This window comes from Lachnoclostridium sp. An196, assembly GCF_002160135.1.
Taxonomy (GTDB): Bacteria; Bacillota; Clostridia; order Lachnospirales; family Lachnospiraceae; genus Hominiventricola; species Hominiventricola avistercoris.
Map to the genome: position 1 here is coordinate 12,405 of NZ_NFJZ01000010.1, position 21,279 is coordinate 33,683.

General features: G+C 47.7%; 18 protein-coding genes and 1 pseudogene. 7 read left to right on the forward strand and 12 right to left on the reverse strand.

The window, feature by feature from the left end; all coding sequences use genetic code 11:
• Positions 1 to 8 precede the first annotated feature (8 nt).
• The 3 genes from B5F29_RS11875 to B5F29_RS11885 form a co-directional block, all read right to left on the reverse strand.
• Complete coding sequence (locus tag B5F29_RS11875) at positions 9 to 1,487, reverse strand: aminotransferase class I/II-fold pyridoxal phosphate-dependent enzyme (RefSeq protein WP_087154958.1); 1,479 nt, start codon at positions 1,485 to 1,487, stop codon at positions 9 to 11.
• Positions 1,488 to 1,748: 261 nt separating this feature from the next.
• Entirely contained in the window at positions 1,749 to 3,056 is a 1,308-nt protein-coding gene (locus B5F29_RS11880; RefSeq protein WP_162608419.1) for a HAMP domain-containing sensor histidine kinase, read from the reverse strand.
• Complete coding sequence (locus tag B5F29_RS11885; RefSeq protein ID WP_087154850.1) at positions 3,046 to 3,729, reverse strand: response regulator transcription factor; 684 nt, start codon at positions 3,727 to 3,729, stop codon at positions 3,046 to 3,048. Before B5F29_RS11885 ends, B5F29_RS11880 begins: the two co-directional genes overlap by 11 nt.
• Positions 3,730 to 3,932: 203 nt before the next feature.
• On the opposite strand from B5F29_RS11885, the gene B5F29_RS11890 reads away from it, so the two are divergent.
• On the forward strand, positions 3,933 to 5,207 hold the full coding sequence (locus tag B5F29_RS11890; RefSeq protein ID WP_087154851.1) for an SLC13 family permease: 1,275 nt from the start codon (positions 3,933 to 3,935) through the stop codon (positions 5,205 to 5,207).
• Between the two features lie 2 nt (positions 5,208 to 5,209).
• Here B5F29_RS11890 and B5F29_RS11895 read toward each other — a convergent pair whose 3' ends face one another.
• A complete protein-coding gene (locus tag B5F29_RS11895; protein ID WP_087154852.1) occupies positions 5,210 to 6,775 on the reverse strand; it encodes a PucR family transcriptional regulator in 1,566 nt (521 codons plus the stop codon).
• Positions 6,776 to 7,002: 227 nt separating this feature from the next.
• Between B5F29_RS11895 and dcuC the strand changes: the two genes are divergently transcribed.
• Genes dcuC through B5F29_RS11910 form a run of 3 tightly spaced genes read left to right on the forward strand, consistent with a single transcriptional unit; the run spans position 7,003 to position 10,483 of the window.
• The gene (dcuC, locus tag B5F29_RS11900; RefSeq protein WP_087154853.1) at positions 7,003 to 8,370 is read left to right on the forward strand and encodes a C4-dicarboxylate transporter DcuC; all 1,368 of its coding nucleotides are present in this window, start codon (positions 7,003 to 7,005) and stop codon (positions 8,368 to 8,370) included.
• Between the two features lie 29 nt (positions 8,371 to 8,399).
• Positions 8,400 to 9,470, forward strand: a complete 1,071-nt coding sequence (locus B5F29_RS11905) for a uroporphyrinogen decarboxylase family protein (RefSeq protein ID WP_087154854.1) — start codon at positions 8,400 to 8,402, stop codon at positions 9,468 to 9,470.
• Between the two features lie 20 nt (positions 9,471 to 9,490).
• Positions 9,491 to 10,483, forward strand: coding sequence for a uroporphyrinogen decarboxylase family protein (locus tag B5F29_RS11910; protein WP_087154855.1), 993 nt, complete (start codon positions 9,491 to 9,493; stop codon positions 10,481 to 10,483).
• A 45-nt stretch (positions 10,484 to 10,528) separates the two neighbouring features.
• On the opposite strand, the gene B5F29_RS11915 is transcribed toward B5F29_RS11910, so the two are convergent.
• Positions 10,529 to 11,698: a galactokinase gene (locus tag B5F29_RS11915; RefSeq protein ID WP_087154856.1), complete on the reverse strand. Its 1,170-nt coding sequence runs from the start codon at positions 11,696 to 11,698 to the stop codon at positions 10,529 to 10,531.
• Between the two features lie 156 nt (positions 11,699 to 11,854).
• Between B5F29_RS11915 and B5F29_RS11920 the strand changes: the two genes are divergently transcribed.
• Both B5F29_RS11920 and B5F29_RS11925 read left to right on the forward strand, forming a co-directional pair.
• Positions 11,855 to 12,673, forward strand: a complete 819-nt coding sequence (locus tag B5F29_RS11920) for an undecaprenyl-diphosphate phosphatase (protein ID WP_087154857.1) — start codon at positions 11,855 to 11,857, stop codon at positions 12,671 to 12,673.
• A 24-nt stretch (positions 12,674 to 12,697) separates the two neighbouring features.
• Positions 12,698 to 14,014, forward strand: a complete 1,317-nt coding sequence (locus B5F29_RS11925) for an ATP-binding protein (RefSeq protein WP_087154858.1) — start codon at positions 12,698 to 12,700, stop codon at positions 14,012 to 14,014.
• A 119-nt stretch (positions 14,015 to 14,133) separates the two neighbouring features.
• Here the strand turns inward: B5F29_RS11925 and B5F29_RS11930 are convergent, their stop codons facing one another.
• Positions 14,134 to 14,742, reverse strand: a complete 609-nt coding sequence (locus B5F29_RS11930) for a hypothetical protein (protein ID WP_087154859.1) — start codon at positions 14,740 to 14,742, stop codon at positions 14,134 to 14,136.
• Between the two features lie 198 nt (positions 14,743 to 14,940).
• Here B5F29_RS11930 and B5F29_RS11935 point away from each other — a divergent pair, with 198 nt between their 5' ends.
• Positions 14,941 to 15,786 carry a MurR/RpiR family transcriptional regulator gene (locus B5F29_RS11935; RefSeq protein WP_087154860.1) on the forward strand — a complete coding sequence of 282 codons (846 nt, stop codon included), beginning with the start codon at positions 14,941 to 14,943 and terminating at the stop codon, positions 15,784 to 15,786.
• 66 nt (positions 15,787 to 15,852) lie between these two features.
• Here the strand turns inward: B5F29_RS11935 and B5F29_RS11940 are convergent.
• The 6 genes and pseudogenes from B5F29_RS11940 to B5F29_RS11965 all read right to left on the reverse strand — a co-directional run.
• Positions 15,853 to 16,855, reverse strand: a pseudogene (locus B5F29_RS11940) (family 1 glycosylhydrolase); the annotation flags it as partial.
• Between the two features lie 190 nt (positions 16,856 to 17,045).
• Positions 17,046 to 18,329 (reverse strand): aminotransferase class I/II-fold pyridoxal phosphate-dependent enzyme, encoded by a 1,284-nt coding sequence (locus B5F29_RS11945; RefSeq protein WP_087154861.1) that lies wholly within the window; start codon positions 18,327 to 18,329, stop codon positions 17,046 to 17,048.
• A 65-nt stretch (positions 18,330 to 18,394) separates the two neighbouring features.
• Positions 18,395 to 18,982, reverse strand: a complete 588-nt coding sequence (locus B5F29_RS11950; RefSeq protein ID WP_442911280.1) for an HD domain-containing protein — start codon at positions 18,980 to 18,982, stop codon at positions 18,395 to 18,397.
• A 134-nt stretch (positions 18,983 to 19,116) separates the two neighbouring features.
• Complete coding sequence (locus tag B5F29_RS11955) at positions 19,117 to 19,320, reverse strand: DUF378 domain-containing protein (protein WP_087154862.1); 204 nt, start codon at positions 19,318 to 19,320, stop codon at positions 19,117 to 19,119.
• A 51-nt stretch (positions 19,321 to 19,371) separates the two neighbouring features.
• Complete coding sequence (locus B5F29_RS11960) at positions 19,372 to 19,839, reverse strand: Lrp/AsnC family transcriptional regulator (RefSeq protein WP_087154960.1); 468 nt, start codon at positions 19,837 to 19,839, stop codon at positions 19,372 to 19,374.
• A 148-nt stretch (positions 19,840 to 19,987) separates the two neighbouring features.
• The gene (locus tag B5F29_RS11965) at positions 19,988 to 21,268 is read right to left on the reverse strand and encodes an L-cysteine desulfidase family protein (protein WP_087154863.1); all 1,281 of its coding nucleotides are present in this window, start codon (positions 21,266 to 21,268) and stop codon (positions 19,988 to 19,990) included.
• Positions 21,269 to 21,279: the final 11 nt, after the last annotated feature.

The following is a 21,279-nucleotide window of genomic DNA, read 5'->3' on the forward strand; positions in this document are numbered from 1 at the left end:
TTCTCTCCCTACTGTCTGTAATAACTCAGGAAATCGCCGATCTTGCCTACCGCATCCTTCAGCACCTCGATCCGGGGCAGGTACACGATCCGGAAATGATCCGGCTGCCCCCAGTTGAATCCGCTTCCCTGAGTGATCAGGATCTTCTTCTGTTTCAGCAGATCCAAAGCAAACTTCTCGTCATCCTTTATATTGAACTTCTTTACATCCAGCTTCGGGAAAATATAAAATGCAGCCTTCGGTTTCACCACACTGATGCCGGGAATATCGCACAGCGCTTTATAGATATATTCCCGCTGCTCATAGATGCGTCCGCCCGGGACAATATAATCGTTGACGCTCTGATGTCCTCCCAGCGCGGTCTGCACGATGGACTGTGCCGGCACGTTGGAGCAAAGGCGCATATTGGAGAGCATATTCAGTCCTTCAATGTAATCTTTCGCCATCTCCTTATTTCCGCTCAGGATCATCCAACCCACCCGGAAACCGGCGATCATGTGAGACTTGGAGAGGCCGCTGAATGTCACGCAGAACAGATCCGGAGCCATGGAAGCGATAGAGATGTGCTTCTCCCCGTCCATGACCAGACGGTCGTAAATCTCATCGGAAAAAATCATAAGCTGATGCTCCCTGGCGATATCCACGATCTGTTGGAGAATCTCCCTGGGATACAGCGCTCCGGTAGGATTATTCGGGTTGATAATAACGATGGCTTTCGTCCGGTCGGTGACCTTTTTGCGGATATCGTCGATATCCGGGTACCAGTCCGCCTGCTCATCACAGATATAATGTACGACTTTCCCGCCTGCCAGTGTGGCGCAGGCCGTCCACAGCGGATAGTCCGGCGCGGGAATCAGGATCTCGTCTCCGTCGTCCAGCAGCGCGGACATGCACAGATTGATCAGTTCGCTGACCCCGTTTCCGGTATAAATACTGTCCATGCTCACATTGGGAAGCCCTTTCAGCTGCGCGTACTGCATAATCGCTTTTCTGGCAGAAAACAGTCCTTTGGCCTCCGAATAACCCTCGCAGTCCACCAGCTGTCTGCGCATATCATAGATCACTTCGTCCGGGGTACGGAATCCGAACGGAGCCGGATTCCCGATGTTCAGTTTCAGTACCTGAGTTCCGGATTCTTCCATCCGCATGGCCTCATCCGCCACAGGGCCTCTCACATCATATAAAACATTGTTCAACTTGGATGATTTTTTGAACTCCCTCATTTTTGTTCCTCCTGTTTTCTCTGTCTCCTGCAGATTTTGTTCTGCCGATATCTCTGCGCCATATTCCGGCGCTTTTTCTTCCTGTTCTTTTCCGGAAAGCCAGTCTTCATCCACCTGCAGAGTTTCCGCCAGGAAATGAAGCAGTTCTGCCCGGGGAACGGTCTTTCCGCTCACATATTGACTCATATGACTTTTGCCCAGTTTTACATCCTGCTCGGAAGCAAACCGGATCAAGTCCACCTGTTTCAGCCCCCGACGGTCCATCGCCTGCTTCAGACGATCCGCGAATGTCTCTTTCAATCCTTATGTCTCCTTCCCTTTCCAAAAGTTCAATTTTTCATAGAAGGAGTATATCACACGCGCGCTGGGAGTTCAATATATTTTTCAGAAGTTCAATATTTTCTTTTGGAAGTTCAATTCCATTCCTTCCCGGCGTATCTTCGATGGCAAAAGAAATCGAGACAAATAAGCCATGCCGCCCGGATCGGCAAACCAGAAGGTTCGCCGATCCGGGCGGCATCATTATCAGCTTTCGCTATTCGCTGATTGAAGGGGCAGTTCCATGTGGACCGTAAATTCCTGATCGTTCCGTTCCCAGTCAAACTTCCCTTCACAATTTTCAATGATCTTTCTGCATGTCTTCAGTCCGATCTGAGTGCTCTCTACCACGTTCTTTTGCTCACGAACATGGTTCGTGAGCAGGATATGCAGCATATCCTGCCGCTCAAACGCACGAATCGTAAGCGGATAATTTAAATCGCCATATTTTTTTAAATTGGACACCAGATTGTCCGTAACTCTCTGCATATATTCTGTATCAATCTTTACGCTTCCCCCCAGTTCTTCCACCTGACAGTCCAGGCTCCCGCCCGCTTCCTGCCATTCAAAGAACTGGCTGTTGCAAAGATCTTCCAGAAGATTTTCACATGTCACATTCCGGAACTGATACGGCTGCTCTTCCTTTCCATATACCAGGAAATATTCAAACAGACGGTCGGACATCTTTTTCATCTGAAACGCCTTTTCTCTGCAGTGCTTCAGATAGTTCTCCAATTGAGTCTCGTCGTCATATCTGTGAAGATTCAGAAGCTCCAGATATCCGATCAAAGAAGTCAGAGGCGTCCTGAGATCATGAGACATGGCAGTCACCAGCTCTGTATTCGCCTTTTCCGCTTCTGCCTTCAGGCGCTGCCTTTCCAGTATCTCATTCTTCATGGCTTCGATTCCCAGTGCCAGACTGGTCAATTCGTCATTTCCCTGTATCGAAATCGGATACTCCATATTCCCCCCGCCTAAAATCTTCAATTCGTTTTCCAGGCGGTTGATATATCGAATTTTTCGGTGGATCAAAAGCAGCAGCAGAACTACAAAGCAGCTGATACCGACAACTATCGAAGCCGCGTCCACGCCGTAATAGTATTTCATGCCCATATAGCATTCCAATTCGGCTTTAATCGGAGTCCCATCTGCCAGTTCAACATCATAATATGTAATTTCTTCCTGTTCTTGTTCCTGATAAGGGCTGAACAGAGAATCTACATCCTTATAAAACACGGCATAAATGTCTCGCTGCTTCTGCACCCATATATAAAGCAGTTCTACATTTTCTTCCGTAACCTGATTCTGGTCAATAAATCTCTGAAGACTTTGCAGACTTTCTTCCACCCGGCGCTCATAATATCCTTCCCGTGTCAGTTTTCGATTGAGATAATCATAAGCCAGGCTGGCCACTCCGTTTGCAGCCAACACCCCGATCAACAGAGAAAGCACTGTCGCCAGCAGCAGTTCCAGAGCCAGTTTATGCTTTCCGCTCATTTTCTTTTTAATTGACACAGTATCCCCGTCCCCACACATTCTGAATGTATGGCTCTCCTTCCTTTTCCAGCTTTCTCCGGATATTTCTGATATGCACCATTACCGTATTTCCGGAACTTGGGAAAAAATCCTCTTTCCAGACCTGTTCATAAATCTCTTTTACCGAAAAAATCTTCCGGGGATTAGAAACCAGAAGAAGAAGAATCTGATACTCCATCTCTGTCAGGGAAATCCTTTTCCCGTTATCTGTCACCGACTGAAGTTCTGTATCAATCGTCAGATCCCGGTAAAAGATCATTTTCTCAGCCTTATCCTCCGACTTCTGGTACACCCGGTAACGGCGAATCAGCGCTTTTACCCTGGACAAAAGTTCCATATAGGAAAACGGCTTCACCAGATAATCGTCCCCTCCCGCGGAGAACCCAAGAACCTTGTCGTGCTCTCCGGATTTGGCTGTCAGGAAGAGGATCGGAACATTAGACTTCTCCCGGATCTTTGTACAAGCCTGTATTCCTGATTCACCGGGCATCAGAATATCCAGGATCACCAGATCGGCGCCTTCTGTCCTGTCCACCGCCTCCTGAGCGTTGCACGCTTCTACGATATCGTAACCTTCGCTCTCCAGCATCATACGAAGTACTTCCCGAATTTCCGGTTCATCATCCGCAATTAATATTTTTTGTTTTTCCATTTCCATCACCCGGTATCAGTGTAACATGTTCCCGGTTATATGACGATACCCGCATCGCAGAATTAAGACTTTTTAAGAAAGCAGTTTTGTCCAAATGGGGAAAATTCTTATATATATTTTTGACCTGCGGCACAATAGACGTTCATATTGTCCAATGTTATAGTAGCGAAAAAGAATATATAAGTGAATTTGGAGGGGGAAATATGCATCAGGCGGTTGTTGCAGGGATCATTCTGCTTATGATTATACTTTTATTGACACAAAAAGCCTCTTTGGGATGGATTGGGCTTTTGATTCCTTGCATCCTGATTTTTACGGGTATTTCCACTCCCACGGAGGCTCTGCAAGGACTTACCGGCGATTCCATGTTTGTATTTGCAGGCGCCTTTGTTCTCAGCGAGGCTTTCTTTCAAGCCGGATTATCTGATCTGCTGGGAACGTGGATGCAGAAAAAACTTAAAAAGATCCATCATGAATCCCTGATTTTATTCGTCATCTGCCTCATCAGCGCCGGTCTGTCCAGCGTACTATCCAGCATGGGCGTTCAGGTGGCCATGATGTCTTTGATTCTTGCCTTAGGCACAAACCTGAAAGTCAGCAAAACAAAGTCCATGATGGCTATCGGATATGCGGCAACCATTGGAGGCACCATGACTCTGATGGGCACTCCGTTAAATATGGTGGGACGCGCTGCCTATGAAAATGCCGTGCCCGGAGACACAATCGGGATTTTTGAGATCTCTGTCATTACAGTTCCTGCCGGACTTCTCATGATTCTCTATTATTGTTTTATCGGGAGCCGGTTCCTGCCGGACCGCAGAGAATCCAAAGCATGCAGATTAGCGCCGCCTTCCGCTCAGAAACAGACAAAATATAAACAGGTCCTGACCGTTATCCTGTTCTGCGCATTTATAATCCTGATCGCTCTGGACGGGCAGAAAGGCATTCCGGACACAGTCGTGACCAGCCTCGCCGTTATACTGATCCTGGGAGCTTTCCATGTATTGAATACGGAACAGATCATCCGCTCTATCCGCTGGGATATTCTGATGTTTATCATGGGAATACAGTCTCTCGGCACTGCTTTTGGCAGTACCGGCATCGATCAGACTTTGTCGCAGTACGCATCCCGCTTATTCCAGGACGGCATCCCTGAACGAGTGCTGATCGCGGCCGTTTTTCTTATAGTAGCCTTTATCACACAGTTTTTAAACAACTCCGGTACTTTCGGCGTAGTCCTTCCCCTGGTGCTGGTACTTGCCTCCAGCTTAGACGTTAGCCTGAAGTCGGTGATGATAACCGCCATGATCGCTTCCAGCTGCAGCTTCGCGCTGCCTATAGCCACTCCCACTTTTCCCATGCTTTCGGAAGAGGGAGATATCCGCTTCCAGGACTGGTTCATCCAGGGGATGCCGCTGATACTCATCGGATTTCTGGCCTGCGTCCTTTTCGTACCTTTCTTCTGGCCTGTGTATTAATGCTATGGCAGCAGATTTTCATCCTGATAAAGGTCCTCGATCCTGAATGACAGATCCAGATACAGTATCGTATCTCTGTCGTTCAGGTCCAGGCCGGTCAGGCTGTGGATCTTATTCAGCCGGTAGGTCAGCGTCCCCCGATGAAGATACAACGATTTTGCCGCCTGGATCGGCTGGCAGTTCGCATGAATATACTCTTTCAGAGTATTATAATAATCGCTCCCTTTCTCACGGTCTGTCTTTCGCAGGATGCGAAGCGCCGCCGAGCAGGCAATATGCGGTTTCAGGCCGCCGATGGCATTTTTCAGGAAATAAGTGAGGGCAATCGTATGGTACGGGTGACAATATCTCTCGTTCTCCTGTAATGTTCCATATTCCAGCGCTATGGAAGCCTGCTCCTGATATTCTCTTATCCTCAGTATCTGGAAGAAGAGACTACTGGCTCCGAAATGAATCCCCGCTTTCAGTCCGATTTCATGAAGAAATGCATAATACGAATCCGGATTCATCTCCGACTCCGGCAGATGAAAGACCACATACAGCTCCTTCCCCTGGGAAAATGCCGCCACATCCTGACCATCTTCCATAATATCCAGACAGATACTGTAGGCATAAGCTTCATCATCCGACGGAAGTACTGCTTTCGCAGTCAGATAGCTGTCTTTCTGCCTCCATCCCAGACGGTTCAGGCTCTCCAGAAGCACTTCCTCATCCGCATTCTCGTCCAGCAGCAATTTTTCCAATAGTTTCTGAAGAGGGAACTCCCAGCCTTTTGCATTTATCCGGTAATTCTGGAAGCCTTTCGCGACAAACCCGCCAAAATACTCCAGCAGTCTCAGCTGGCTCGGTTTAAAAGAAGACTGGAGCTCATTGATCAGAATACGTCCCAGGTATCTCTGGTACTCGTCAAACACATTCACATAGATATCTCTGTGTTTATTCCAGGAAGGAGTCCAATACTGGGCTGTCCTTGTCTTATAGGTCTGCAGGAATTCTTCTGAATGGTACAGAAGATTCCTGCGCTCAGCGGGAAGGATCAGACTTCCGGTATTGGGGTCCGGTTTCATAGTCATCATCCCAACCACATAAGTTGTCCGGACAATGGCATTATTGTTATGGTCCAGTACATAGACCGGATTCTGGAATATATCCTGACTGCATTTACACATTGCCGCCAGGTCTCCGCTCTCTGCCAGAATACGGATCAGATCCATTTCCCAGCTGCGGAATTTGTGAAAAATATTTTGAATGAGTTCCAGGATGTACTCTATCCGTTCATTTTTGGGAATGTGAATCACTGATTTATGATACTGGGGCAAAAATTCCGGAAGTTCCATCTTTCCTATCAATATCATGTTGCAGTTATTCTCCATCGCTTTCTGGACATAGGACGGCTTGACAATGTAAACAAATCTTTCCGAGATCTCGGCCTGACCATAATATACGCGCACGTCTTCCAGGATCATGGGATCATTTCCCCGGTAAAAATAATAATCCGAAAACTGGTCATCCATATAATCCGTTAATATCTGCATACTAAGATACAGGCGGTCGTCTTCTTTTTTCATCTGTCTATCCTCTTCTCTTTTTGCGAAATCATTCTTAGAAATTGGCAGCTGCTCAGGAGGAAGCTGTCACAAAAATTGTACCATATCCACATAGCGAATACTACCGCCTAATCTTTTCATGCACCATATGCACAAATTTGCATTCTGTTTTTTCAACCGGGCGAAGAATAGATCGTGTCCCCATTCAAGGTTACAATAGAACTATCAAACAGGAGGAGGGATATTCTATGATCCAGATAATTGCAACCGTTGTATTGCTTGGACTTCTGATCTTCAGTATTGTCAAGAAATACAACACAACCGTAGTCCTGCTTACACTTTCTTTGGTCGCTTATGCGGGACTGACCATCGCCGGAGGAAGCGTTATGGGCGAAAATACCTGCGGAAGCGCTTTCTTTGACGTTTTTGAGATGATCCGGTCCAGTGCGTCCGGGACCATGGGCGGAAATGTACTGATCATCATGTCCATCTATGGATATATCGTGTACATGAACCATATTAAGGCTTCCGACATGTTCGCAACCATGGTGGCGTCCCCGCTGAAGAAAATCAAAAAACCATATCTGCTGGCAGCCATGATGATTCTTGTGGGCAATATAATAAAGATCGTGATCCCCAGCGGTATCAGCGTCGCCGCTCTGATGATCGCCACACTCTATCCGGTGCTGCTGAAAGTCGGCTGTTCAAAAGCAACCAGCGCTTCCGCCGTCCTCATGTCTTATCTGACTGTATGGGGACCTTCGGACGCCAGTCTGTACACGGCTTTATCCTTGGCCGGCATAGAAGACGTATCTGTCTCCGAATGGTTTGTCCAGACGCAGATCCCTGTAATGCTGGTTACTCTTATCGTGGCGCTTGTGATCTTTATCCCTGTTTCTAAATATTTTGACAAAAGGGAACATGCGGAGCTTTCCACAGAAAATCTGGAATCAAAATCGATTAAGGACATCGGCGTCCCGTATTTTTACGCGGTACTCCCCCTGCTTCCTTTGATTACCATTCTGATCTTCAGCGAACTGGTCGTCGGAAGCATCGTTATCAGCGTCGTGGCTGCCTGCTATTTCTGCCTTGTAATCGCTGTAATTATCCATACGATCTGCCAGCGCAACTTCAAGCAGTGCTTTAACGATGTATCGGTGGTATTCAATGGAATGGGCGATTATTTTAAAGGGCCCGGCATCCTGCTGGTATTCGGAACGCTGTTTGCGTCTGCCCTGAATTCTATCGGCGGTATGAAGCTCATCGTCAACGGCCTGACTTCCTTTGAGAGCGGGACTGTCATCGCAGTTCTTGTCATTACGCTGCTTGGCATCTTCGTTATGGGCGTTACCGGAGTCTACAACGGCAACGTCAGCCTGATTGTGCCGGTCATGACTTCTGTGATCGCTTCTGCAGGGCTGGAAACGCTGCCTTTCCTGCACCTTGCCCTGATCGGACTGGCTCTCGGATCCGCTGTCACACCTGTAGCCGGCGCATCTTTGTATATCGCTTCTGCAACAAATGTAAATATTCTGACTTGTGTAAAGAGGAACCTGATACCTGTTGTCTGCGGAGGTATCGCCGCTGCCATTACGACACTGGTTCTTTTTGGATAAAGTAGTCTGCGAAAGGAGAGAAATTCACGATGTTATACGACAAATTTTCAGAAAAAGAGATGGAACGGATCGGCACCTATAAAATTCCGGGAAGTTACGGACCGGCGAGTCTGGAACAGCCCAAATTAAATACTCCGATCACCCCCAGGGAAAATATGATGCGGGTCATGAGAGGGGAGCGTCCTATGTGGCTCCCTAATATGAACCGGGATATGAATCTTGTCTGCCCGGACATGATGCCCGATGCTTCCGCCAGGGCCTTTGGCGGCGTCGATTGGTTCGGCGTAGAATGGGAATACGAGCCTTTGACCAAGGCTGCCATGGTGCGTCCCGGAACCAGACGGCTTTCTGATATTACCAACTGGGAAAAGGAACTGGTCTTCCCCGATCTGATGGATCTGGACTGGGAGAAAGACTCTAAAGAACTGTACCATATGCTTCCCAATGACCGGTTTACATATTTTGTCATCTATAACGGCATATTTGAAAGGACCGCCGACCTGACCAGCTTTGAAGATACGTTCTGCTATCTTCTGGAAGAGCCGGAAGCGCTTACTGCCTTCTATGACCGGCTGATCGACTGGTATATTGACCTTGTGAAGATAGCCCGCAAATATTATCATGCGGATATGATCTTATTCCACGACGATATGGGATCGCAAAAAGCGCCGTTCTTCTCTCCCGATATCTATGAAGAATTATTTATTCCTCAGTATCAGAAGCTGACGAAGGCAGCCCATGACGAAGGCATGTTTATATCCCTGCATTCCTGCGGCAACGTGCGCATGCAGATACCAAACTTCATCAAAGCCGGTTTCGACGGCTGGGAAGGCCAGGAAGGAGTTACCGACAAAGACGAAATCATAGAAAAATACGGCGACCAGCTGGTGCAGCTCGGTCAGTTCCGGATCCCGACCGATCTGTCTTCCGATGAGGAAGCGGTGGAATATCTCCATCATATGATTGATACCAGAGGCAAAAAGGGCAGATGCGCCTATCGAATCCGCGACGAGCGGCCGAATAAAGGTCCCGTCAATCTGGAGAATGAGATGTACCGCTACAGTCGGCAGGTCTATGACCGTCTCTATGATGAAAAATAATCTTGCGAGGAGGAAGCAAAATGGCTGATTTGACTTATCGCGAAAATTCCCTGCTGGCGCTGCGCCATCAGGAGCCAGAATTTCTTCCTATGATTCAGGATATCCAGACCTGTACGCCCAGAGGCATGGATTTTGTCTGCGAATCCAGCTGCGTCCCCGGCACAGCCAACGACTGGTTCGGCCAAAGCTGGACTTATGAACCGAATATCGGCGCGGCAAATCCGACCCCCGGGGTTCATCTGGTCCCCGATATCACGCTCTGGAAAGAATATATGACTTTTCCGGATCTGTCAAAACTGGACTGGGAAGGGTATTCCTCCAGAGACACCGCCTCCTGGGACCGGGAAAAACATCTGACCCGGATCAACGACTTGTTCGGTCCCTGGGAAAGGATGTTCAGCGTCATGGAATTCCAGGAAGCACTCTGTGCCCTGGTAGAAGAACCGGAGGCCTGCTATGACTTTTTCGGTGCCATCGCGGATCATAAAATACGTCTGTACGAATATATCATCCGCTATTATCAGCCGGATATTCTCTGTATGCATGATGATTACGGACACGGAAAAGGAATGTTCATGTCCCCGGAAACCTGGCGGGCACTGATCAAGCCCCATCTGCAGCGCATTATCGATATGGTGACTTCTCATGGCGTTATTTACGAGCACCACTGCTGCGGGTATTTTGCCCCTATTTTAGGTGAAATTGCGGACATGAGATGCGCAGCAACCAACCTGGTACACAGATCCAATCAGCCGGCAGTATTAAAGAAGGAAATCGGTCATAAGATGTGCATGATCGGAGCATTCGATACACAGTATCTGGATGCGGCAAGTACCTCGGAAGAAGAACTGAGGGCAAGTGTCCGGAAGACCATCCTGGAAATGGCTCCGGGCGGAAGTTATATTACTTTATGTAACTTAAAAACGCCGGGACGAAACGCGCTGGTAACAGATGAGATACGGAAAAGCAGTTTTCATTGCTACAGCCGCCCCCGTCCGGACGCGCAGGAGTAAAACACAGGGTATGCAGACCCTCCGGTCTGCATACCCTGATATTTTCTATAATACACTTGCTCCGTTTCCGGTCACCACCACATAAAATTCCGGCGTAAGTCCTGTCCTTTCTTTGTAATTTTCCCCCACCTTAGTGATAAACTCATTGACCGCGTTCTCTTCCACAATGCTGACCGTACAGCCGCCGAAACCGGCGCCCATCATGCGGGAGCCCAGCACGCCGTCGATATTCCAGGCTTCCTCCACCAAAATATCCAGTTCTTTGCAGGAGACTTCGTAATCCTCTTTCAAAGACAGATGCGAAGCGTTCATCAGCTGCCCGAATTCCCTGATGTCCCCTTTTTCCAGGGCTTCCGCCGCCTGGATCGTTCTCTGGTTCTCCGTCACCGCATGCCGCGCTCTGCGGATGCGCACAGGATCTTTTATCATCTCCTGCACATTTTCAAACACTTCCGCAGTCAATTCTCCCAGGCTCCGGATCGAGATGACCTGCTGCAGTTCCCGAAGGGCGGTCTCACATTCTGCTCTGCGTTTCTCGTATTCCGCTTCCACATCCACCCGTTCTTTCCGGCTGTTGGTAATGATGATCCGCTCATGAGACAACTTCAGCGGCACATATATATAAGAAAGATCACTGGTATCCAGCAGCAGCGCATTGCCCTTCTTTCCCATGGCGCTGGTAAAAGGGTCCATGATTCCGCACCGGTTTCCGATATACTCATTTTCCGTGAGCTGAGCGAACAGGCTGACATCCACCATACTCACATCTGTATATTCCATCATATCCCGGAGAATCAGACCGGTCACCACTTCCAGAGAAGCAGAGGAACCCAGCCCCAGTCCTTTGGGGATCTCTCCATAGTAGAAAAGATCCAGCCCTCGCCGAACCGGATAATTCTTCTTTCGAAATGTGTCGATCACGCCTTTGGAATAATTGGCCCATCCGTCTTCCTGCCGGTATTCCAGTTTTTCCATCGGCACTTCCAGCACCCCTGCTTCCGGATAATTAAGGGAATAAAAACGAAACATACCGTCCGGCCTCTTTCTCGCCGCAGCGTATGTCCCGATGGTAATCGCACATGGAAACACATGTCCTCCGTTATAATCTGTATGTTCGCCGATCAGATTTACTCTTCCCGGCGCGAAATATACTTTTATGCCCTGTTCCGGGCCTCCATAAATATCCAGAAATTTGTCGATCACCTGCTGTTTCATCACATTCTCCCTTAATTTCCCATAAATTCGCATATTTTTGGGTTAATCATAGCATAATTTGTCGTTTTTGTTAATACGTTCTTTCGGCCCGCATTGACTTTTCAGGTCATGATGAGTACAATAACAAAAAAGATTTGTATAAAAGGAGTATAGTCAATGTTAGAGATTTTAAAAGCACTGCTTCTCGGTATTGTTGAGGGAATCACAGAATGGCTTCCCATCTCCAGTACCGGGCATATGATCCTGGTGGAAGAGTTTATTCACATGAATGTCAGCCAGGATTTCATGGAAATGTTCCGCGTAGTGATCCAGCTGGGAGCGATCCTGGCCGTCGTTGTTCTGTATTTCAAAAAGCTGTGGCCTTTCTGCTCTCCCCAAAATGGCTGGGTAAAAAAAGACACATGGATGCTCTGGTTCAAGGTACTGGCAGCCGTATTGCCGGCCGCCATCATCGGCCTTCCCTTTGACGATCAGATCGACGCTGTCTTTTACAATTATCAGACCGTAGCAGTCACATTGATCCTGTACGGCGTCCTGTTCATCGTCGTAGAAAATTACAATAAAAAACGCCGTCCCCGCGTAAATTCATTTGCGGAACTGAGCTGGTCCATGGCGCTGTTCATCGGCGTTTTTCAGGTACTGGCGCTGATTCCCGGCACTTCCCGTTCCGGCGCTACGATCCTGGGAGCCATGCTTTTAGGGACCTCCCGCTATATTGCCGCTGAATTCAGTTTCTTCCTGGCAATCCCGGTTATGTTCGGAGCCAGCCTTCTGAAACTGGTCAAATTCGGTTTTTCTTTCACCTCCATGGAACTGGCGATCCTGGCCACAGGAATGATATCCGCCTTCATCGTCTCCATCCTGGCGATCAAGTTCCTGATGGGGTACATCAAGAAAAACGACTTTAAGTCCTTCGGTTACTACCGAATTGTATTGGGTGTTCTGGTACTGGCTTATTTCATCCTGACAAAATAGTTCCAAAGAAAAGAGGCATGTGAGATGTACAAAGAAACTGCAAAACTGATTCTGTACCGGGATCTGGGCGAAGACAGCATCCTATTGAAACTTGCCGGGATCTTCGAAGATTTTGACCTGAACCGGGCATCCAAAGCCGAACTGACCACGCGGATCTACGCGCAGATGAAAGCTCTCCTGGATCTGGCTACTCAGTACGGGTTTGATAAAAATCTCTGGCACAATTATCTGACTTTCATCCTGCTGACCAACGAAAATTCTTTCAGTATGACCAGCGAGAAAGTGGGCGCAAACGACGGTACTGTAAATCATTTTGCAAAAAGTGACTTTGCGATTTTCAAAAAGCTTTTCGATTTTGATTTCGGTCCTATCGAGGAGGCACTCGGCATCGACTGTTTCACCACCGTCTGTCATTATCATTCCATCCAGAAAAAGGAGCGGATGTATAATAAAAATGTCAGCGAGAAGGTACAGGCAGTCAGCGAACAGATCGAACAGGCCGCGGACGAAGAAGAGATTTTCCGGATTGTCACCGACTTCTACGCAGCTTACGGAGTCGGCATGTTCGGCCTGAACCGGGCGTTCCGTATCCGCCATCTGGAAAACGGCGTGGAATTTCTGCCCATCAACAATACGGACCGGGTTCTTTTAAAAGATCTGATCGGATATGAGATTCAGAAGAAAAAGCTGATCGAAAATACGGAAGCTTTCATTCAGGGTCTGCCCTGCAACAACGTGCTTCTGTGCGGAGACGCCGGAACCGGAAAATCCACCAGCATCAAAGCCCTGCTCAACGAATACTACGACCAGGGGCTGCGCATGATCGAGATTTACAAACACCAGTTCCAGGATCTGTCTTCCATTATCGCCCAGGTCAAAAACCGGAATTACCGCTTCATCATCTATATGGACGACCTTTCTTTTGAAGATTTTGAGATCGAATACAAATATCTGAAAGCCGTCATCGAAGGCGGTATGGAGACGAAACCGGACAATGTGCTGATCTATGCCACCTCCAACCGCCGTCATCTGATCAAAGAGAGCTGGTCTGACCGGAACGATATGGAATCTGAGAACGGCATGCACCGGTCCGATACCATGCAGGAGAAATTATCCCTGGTGGCACGTTTCGGCGTGACAATTTATTATGGGAAACCGTCTCAGAAAGAATACTTTGCTATCGTCAAAGAACTGCGGAAGCGTTATCCTTCCATCACCGTCAGCGACGAGGAACTGTGCGCGGAAGCCAATAAATGGGAGCTGAGCCACGGAGGCATCTCCGGACGCACCGCCCAGCAGTTCATCAACTATATGGCTGGAAAGGCAGGCGGCTTTTCCTGATTATTTTCTCTCATATGCCTTTCATTATTTTGTAAGACAGACAGCACCGGTTCTCGTTTTTTGATAACGAGAACCGGCATTTATTCTGTTTTATATATCCATGCGCAGACTGCCGCTTCCTAAATCACAAAATGATGTATTCCCATAGTAATATACTTCTCCGCCTCTTCAACAGACCCCAGAGGCATTCTAAGATCGACTTGATAACGTGAAGCGATCTCTATCGCCTTTCTCTCTGCATATTTTGCCCGTATTTTCTTTTCTTTTATCTTATCGCCAACATTTTTTTGTTTTCCAAGCTGGATAAAATCTATTTTGGGAATCTGGCAGACCTTCTCAAAATTTTTTACCATTGTAATGTCTTCAATCAAAACGCCGATGCATTGAATGGAACCATCTATATTCTCAAACATATCTTCCAGTCCTGTACAATCTGATTCTTCTACAAAAAGTATTCCCCGAAAACCAAGCGTCATGGCCATTCGAACCGCATCTTCAGCATTAGAACGCCTGGCCTTCATTATGCAGGGCAAACCATGTGTTCCGCAGATATGTACAATACTTTTCAGCATATCAATAGTAAAATATTTATTTTCTTCACAGATCTCCACATAATCGCATATTTCTGCAATCTCTGCCGCTTTTATAACAACCGGCCATTTATTTTCTGTATTCACAGCAAGAACTAATCCTTTTTCTTTCAGACATTCTTTTAAGAAATTTCCCATACCCTTTTCCCCTGTTTTTTACTGCTTCTTGTGTTCCGGATATATCTACTTATATTAAAAATATCAGATTTAGAATTTTTTGTCAATTTTATATTTTTAAATTAGGAATTTTTTTCTGTTTTTCTTTTTCTTGCCTAAACTTTTCCATCACGATATAATCAAATACACAATGCATTTTCACTAAAACAGGAGGCGTTTATGAACAGTCTGGCAGCAATTACAGAAAATTATTCAAAATTAAGTAAAAATGAAAAAAAGGTAGCAGATTTTCTGCTGACAGGCGATAATAATCTGTATTCATACACCGTCCAAAAACTGGCAGAAAAGGTTCAGGTAACCCCTTCCTGCGTCATGCGCTTTATCAAAAAAATCGGATATGGAAGCTACACACAATTCCGCATTGAGCTGGCCAAAGAATCGCAAAACAGAACCGGGAACGAACAAATGGTGGAAGTTTTCACAAAATCAGACGACTATGCATCTCTGGTCCAGAAACTCCTCGCATTTTACAACAATACTTTGGATAAAACGATTCATTCTCTAAACCTTAAAAAGTTGGAAAAAGCCGTGCATATATTATTGAACGCCAAAAGAATCTGTGTCGTCGCGCAGGGTGCCTCTTTTCTTGTCGGCTCTGATTTTGTGAGAAAACTAATATTCGCCGGTATTCCTGCCATCTGCTTTGAAGATTCACATACCCAGTTATCGCAGGCCACTAATTTGACAGAAAACGATTGCCTGATTGCTATTTCCTATTCAGGAAAAACCACTCTTACAAACATTGCCGTAAAGATGGCTGCGGATGCCGGTATTCCATCTATAAGCATTTCACAGAATGTACAGACCAACATGGTAAAATATGCTACCGTTCCCTTATTTGTTCCTTCACTGGAACCAGAGAGAAAAATCGGTTCTATTGCTTCTCGCATGGCCTGCAATGCAATTACAGATATTTTATATCTGGGAATCATACAGGACGATTTAAATAACGCTATAGCACATGTATCTAAAAAACGCAGTATCATTCAACAGCTTAAGGAATGACGCATACGACAAAAACCGGAGCAGCAAATTGCCAAAAACAATTTCCGCTCCGGTTTTCTAAACACCTTAATCCAACTCTTCCCCGTTGGAAGCGATCACCTTTTTATACCACTCAAACGATCTCTTCTTATAGCGTTTCAGGCTTCCATTTCCCTGATTATCCCGGTCCACATAGATGAAGCCGTAACGTTTCGCCATCTCTCCGGTGGAGGCGCTGACCAGGTCGATGCAGCCCCAGAGGGTCGATCTGCCAGCCCCATTCGCTGACCTTCAGATACGGATTTCTGGTTCCTTTAAAGGCGTTTCCTGTCGTCTCTCCCACGCCTTCCTGCGTCGTGATGCAGCGTGAAGAATAGTAGGAGAAGCTGACATAATCCACCGTATTTTCTCTGAGGATCCTGCGGTCTTCCTCGGTAATCCCCAGATCCAGTCCCATGCGTTCAAACAATTTCACCGCATACCCCGGATAATAGCCTCTTGCCTGGACGTCGATAAACATCAGGTTTTCATGATCTTTTTCTTTTGCCGCCCACACGTCCTCCGGCAGGGAGCAGTACGGATAATAGTCTCCTGCCGCCACCATACAGCCGATCTTATTTTCCGGGTCGATCTCATGAGCGATCTTTGTCGCCCATGCGCTGGCTACCAGTTCGTGATGGGCGCTTAAATATTTCGCGGCAGTCTGATCCTCTCCTTCTTCGAAAAGGAGTCCTGCACCCATGAACGGCAGATGAAGGATCATGTTGATCTCATTAAATGTGATCCAGTATTTTACCAGCCCTTTGTAACGGGTAAAGAGCACCGTCACAAGGTTTTTATAAAATTCGATCAGCTTTCTGTTTTTCCAGCCTCCATATTTTTTTATCAGATGGATCGGGCAGTCGAAATGGGTAATCGTCACCAGCGGTTCGATCCCGTATTTATGGCACTCCCGAAATACATCCTCATAAAACCGAAGTCCCTCTTCATTGGGCTCCGCCTCGTCTCCGTCAGGGAAGATCCTGGACCAGGCAATAGGCATACGGAACGTCCTGAATCCCATCTCTCCGAACATCCGGATGTCTTCCTTTCTGGAACGGACAAGATTATTGTTGATCACTTTTTCCACTTTCAATTTCGATCTTCCCTCTCACGCAAAAAAGGCTATACTATTCCTACACGCTGTTAAACGTGTATAAATAGTATAGCCTGCCGTACAGTAACAATCCATTCATACGCTGACATTGTACTGTATACTTTTATTTTTTGTCAATACTTTTTTAGATTTCTCCCAGCAGTCTTTCCACACTCACCAGTTTCACACAGAGGACGAAAAGCTCTGCCGTCATCTTCAGTTCATCCATAGTCGGATAGGAGGGCGCGATACGGATATTTTTGTCATGCGGATCTTTCTTATATGGGAAGGTCGCTCCTGCTCCGGTAAGCACCACGCCTGCCTCTTTGCATTTGTTCACAATAGCTTTCGCGCATCCGTCCATAGCGTCGAAAGAAATAAAATAACCTCCCAGAGGCTTCGTCCATGTTCCGATGCCCAGTCCGCCCAGCTCGCGCTCCAGCGTTTCCAGCACCATCTCAAATTTCGGACGCATGATCGCCGCATGTTTTCTCATATGTGCCTTGATACCGTCCAGATCTTTAAAATAGCGTACATGACGGAGCTGGTTAATCTTGTCATGGCTGATAATCTGGATTGTCATGGATTTTTTTACCCATTCCAGATTGCCCTCGGAAGCGGCAATGCAGCTGATGCCCGCGCCCGCAAAGCTGATCTTGGATGTGGAGGCGAACTCCAGAACCATGTCCTTCTTTCCGTTTGCCTCGCACATGGAGAGCATCTCCGGAAGCGTGTCCTGCCTGTCGTCATACAGATGATGCACGCAGTATGCGTTATCCCAGTAGATACGGAAATCTTCTGCCGCCGGATTCAGATCCGCCATCCTGCGGCATACATTCTCCGAATAGGTGATACCCAGCGGGTTTGTATACATAGGCACGCACCAGATACCTTTCACTGCAGGATCTTTCACATATTCTTCTACCAGATCCATGTCCGGACCTTCCTCTGTCATCGGAATCGTGATCATCTCAATACCGAAATGTTCTGTGATAGAAAAGTGGCGGTCATATCCCGGAGCCGGACACAAGAATTTCACTTTATCCAGTTTACACCAGGGAGTACTCCCCATCACGCCATGCGTCATGGAGCGGGAGATACTGTCGTACATAACACTCAGACTGGCAGTTCCGAATACGATTACTTTTTCCGGAGCCACGCCCAGCATATCGCCCAGAAGCTTGCGGGCGCTCCAGATTCCTTCCAGATTACCGTAATTTCTGGTATCTACACCATGATCGTCGCGCATATCACTGTGGCTGTTGAAAATATCCATCATCGGCATGGTCATATCCAGCTGTTCCTCTGAAGGTTTCCCTCTGGACATATCCAGTTTCAGGCCTTTCCCCTTGGCATCCTCATACTGAAGCTCCAGTTCTTTCTTCAGTCCGAGCAGTTCTTCTCTGGTCAAATCTTTGTAAGCTGTCATCTTATGTCCTCCTCATATCTTTTTCATTCATACATAACAAGAGACTGTATAAAAATACAGCCCCCTTACATAGAATCCTCATGAAACACTTTTCGAACCAACCTGTCATATTCTTTCCATGCAGGAAAGTCCTCCAGCTCTCTTAGAGCTTCCGCAGTCTGTCGGTACATCCAACCATGTTTATTCTTGTCCTTTTGATTGAATCTTTCCCAGATCTGATCGCCTACTTTATCAATATCCCTCGCGATGGCGCGAATATTGGAAAGCTTGTCCGCCAATGCCAGCATCCTGGCATTCCTGTCTGCCTTCTCCCTAAGGAAATCGACCGTTTCCTGTTTGCGCAGCATCCAGGTACTCTCCGGAGGGAGATCCCTGCGCTTGTCCTCCGACTCACCGTACACATATCCTGCGATCCGTGATCCGAAGAACTGTTCCAGTTCTTCATAGGTCACATCCGTGTCCTCCAGAATATCATGCAGTACGGCTGCAGCGATCAGGTCCTCGTCATCTGTCATCTCCGCCACAATGCCTGCGGCTTCCACCGGATGAACCAGATAAGGAATTCTTCCCCCTTTGCGTGTCGCGCCGCGATGGGCCACAGCCGCAAAAATACACGCCTGCTCAAACAGAGGCAGACTGCTACCGGAAAGCATGCGCTTCAACTCTTCCGACATCTCTGCTGTCATTTTATACACCCGTTACCTTCTCATAACCCCATTATCTTTCAGAGTATATCACAGGGCGGGTGAATTGGCAACCATTATTTTCCCCCGGAAGACAAATGTTTTTAATCGCCGGACAGTCTTCCATAGAAAGACAGAAGATACAGTCCGCAGATCCCTACCAGGCCATAGACGATACGGGATATCCAGCTCATGTTTCCAAACAGCCATGCCACCAGGTCAAACTGGAAAAAGCCTATCAGTCCCCAGTTGACTGCGCCAATGATCACTATCGTAAGTGCAAAATAATCCAAGCCTTTGTTCATCAAAGATACCTCCTTTTGCACCTATTGTATCCCTTCTGACCAACGATTATTCATTTATGCGGACGCGCCGTTTTCCGGACACATATCTGTACAGGATCCATGTTTCATCTCTTTCAAAACAAAATATGTCTTCGTAGAAGAAACTCCCGGAACGCTTTTAATCACCCGATGAAGCTGTTCCAGCGTTTCGGACGACCGGGTATAAATCTGAATCAGAAAGTCAAAATCACCGGTCAGATAGTAGCAGGCCGCAACGCTGGGAGTGTTTTCCATGGCTTTGGCAAATTCCTCATAATATTTCGGATGCTCCAGAGTGACTTCCATCAACGCGGACACATCATTTCCCATTTTGTGCTGATCCGTCACTATCGTATACTGCCGTATTACTCCCTGCCGTTCCAGTTTTCTGATCCGTTCGATCACCGCCGCGATTGACAGATGTACCTTATGGCTGATCTCCGTCGCCGACTGTCTGGCGTTTTCACTCAAACATGCTAATATACTGCGATCTACACTGTCCATTCTGATCTCTCCTTTTCGCAAAAGCAAAACCGGGAAACAAAAAAGGACATGGAAATACCTTTTTTCCATGCCCATTCATGTACCTTATTATTTTTCAGTTCTCGTATACTATACAATAAAATTTTTGGTTTTGCAAGAGGTTTTTCTCTCAGCACTCCGTCATCATCTGGATAATCTCTCTATCCGTCTCCTTCATCCCCACGGCCCCCAGACGGACCACGTTCCGGATCGTATTCTCCACTCCCTTGGAAAGAATCCCTTCTCCGCCGCGGAACTGCTGCCCCTGGCAGTACATCTCGTATCCCAGGATCCCCGCGTCCACTGCGGATGCAATCTTGCCCGCGCAGGACGGCTTGGCCCCGTCGCAGACGATCCCGGAGACGATCGCAAGCGCGTTGACCAGGGTATGAGCAATGCAGCGGAAATCTCCTCCCTGCAGATAGGCGATGCCGCACCCGGCTCCGCATCCGGCGCTGACCGCTCCGCAGTAGGCCGACAATCTCCCCATCCCGGTTTTCTGATGAATTGCAACGAGGTTGGATACCAGCAGAGCCCGATACAGTCTTTCCCTGTCGGCATGCAGTTCTTTCGCATATTCCAGGACCGGAAGGGAGGCAGTGATCCCCTGGTTCCCGCTTCCGGAATTAATAATCACAGGCATTTCACATCCGCTCATGCGGGCGTCAGACGCGGCTGCCGCAGCGGCCCGCGCCCTCACACGAATGTCATTGCCGTATGCGTTCAGCAGTACTTTTCCCACATTCGCTCCCCAGGGATTTCGGAGTCCTTCTTCTGAAATCGCGGAATTATACTCGATCTGCCGGTCCAGGATCTCCTGTACATCCCGGATATCCGCCGTGTCCGCGAACTCCACGATATCTTTTACGTTCAGAAGATTCCGGTCCGCCTGGTTCGCCCCTTCTTTGGCGGCAGTTCCTCCGATTTCATAAAGAATGTCCCCATCTTTTTCGATCCGGACGATATTGGAATGATAGCCTGCAATCCGGACTTTTACCTTGTGTCCTCCGCCGTGCACCTGTATTACAATATCCAGCAGTTCTTCCGTTTCCAGAGGTTTTACCCGGATCCTCTTTTGGTCCAGATATTTTCTGATCTCTTTTTTCTGATCCTGCGTCACAGCCGAGATCACTTCCAGGATACGTTCTTCTTTTCCCGCTACGATTCCTGCGGCGGCCGCAGCCTCGATCCCTTTCAGGCCGTCCGTATTGGGAACCACCACGCTTTTCACATTTTTGATGATATTTCCGCTGGCTTCCACCAGACAGTCCTCCGGGATGCAGCCCAAAACCGCGCGCGCTTTAGCCGCGCAGTAAGATATGGCGATCGGCTCCGTACACCCCATGGCCGGTATCAGCTCCTCCTTCAGGATCTGCACATAAGTCTGGTACCTGATATCTTCCTTCTCCATACTCCCTCCCC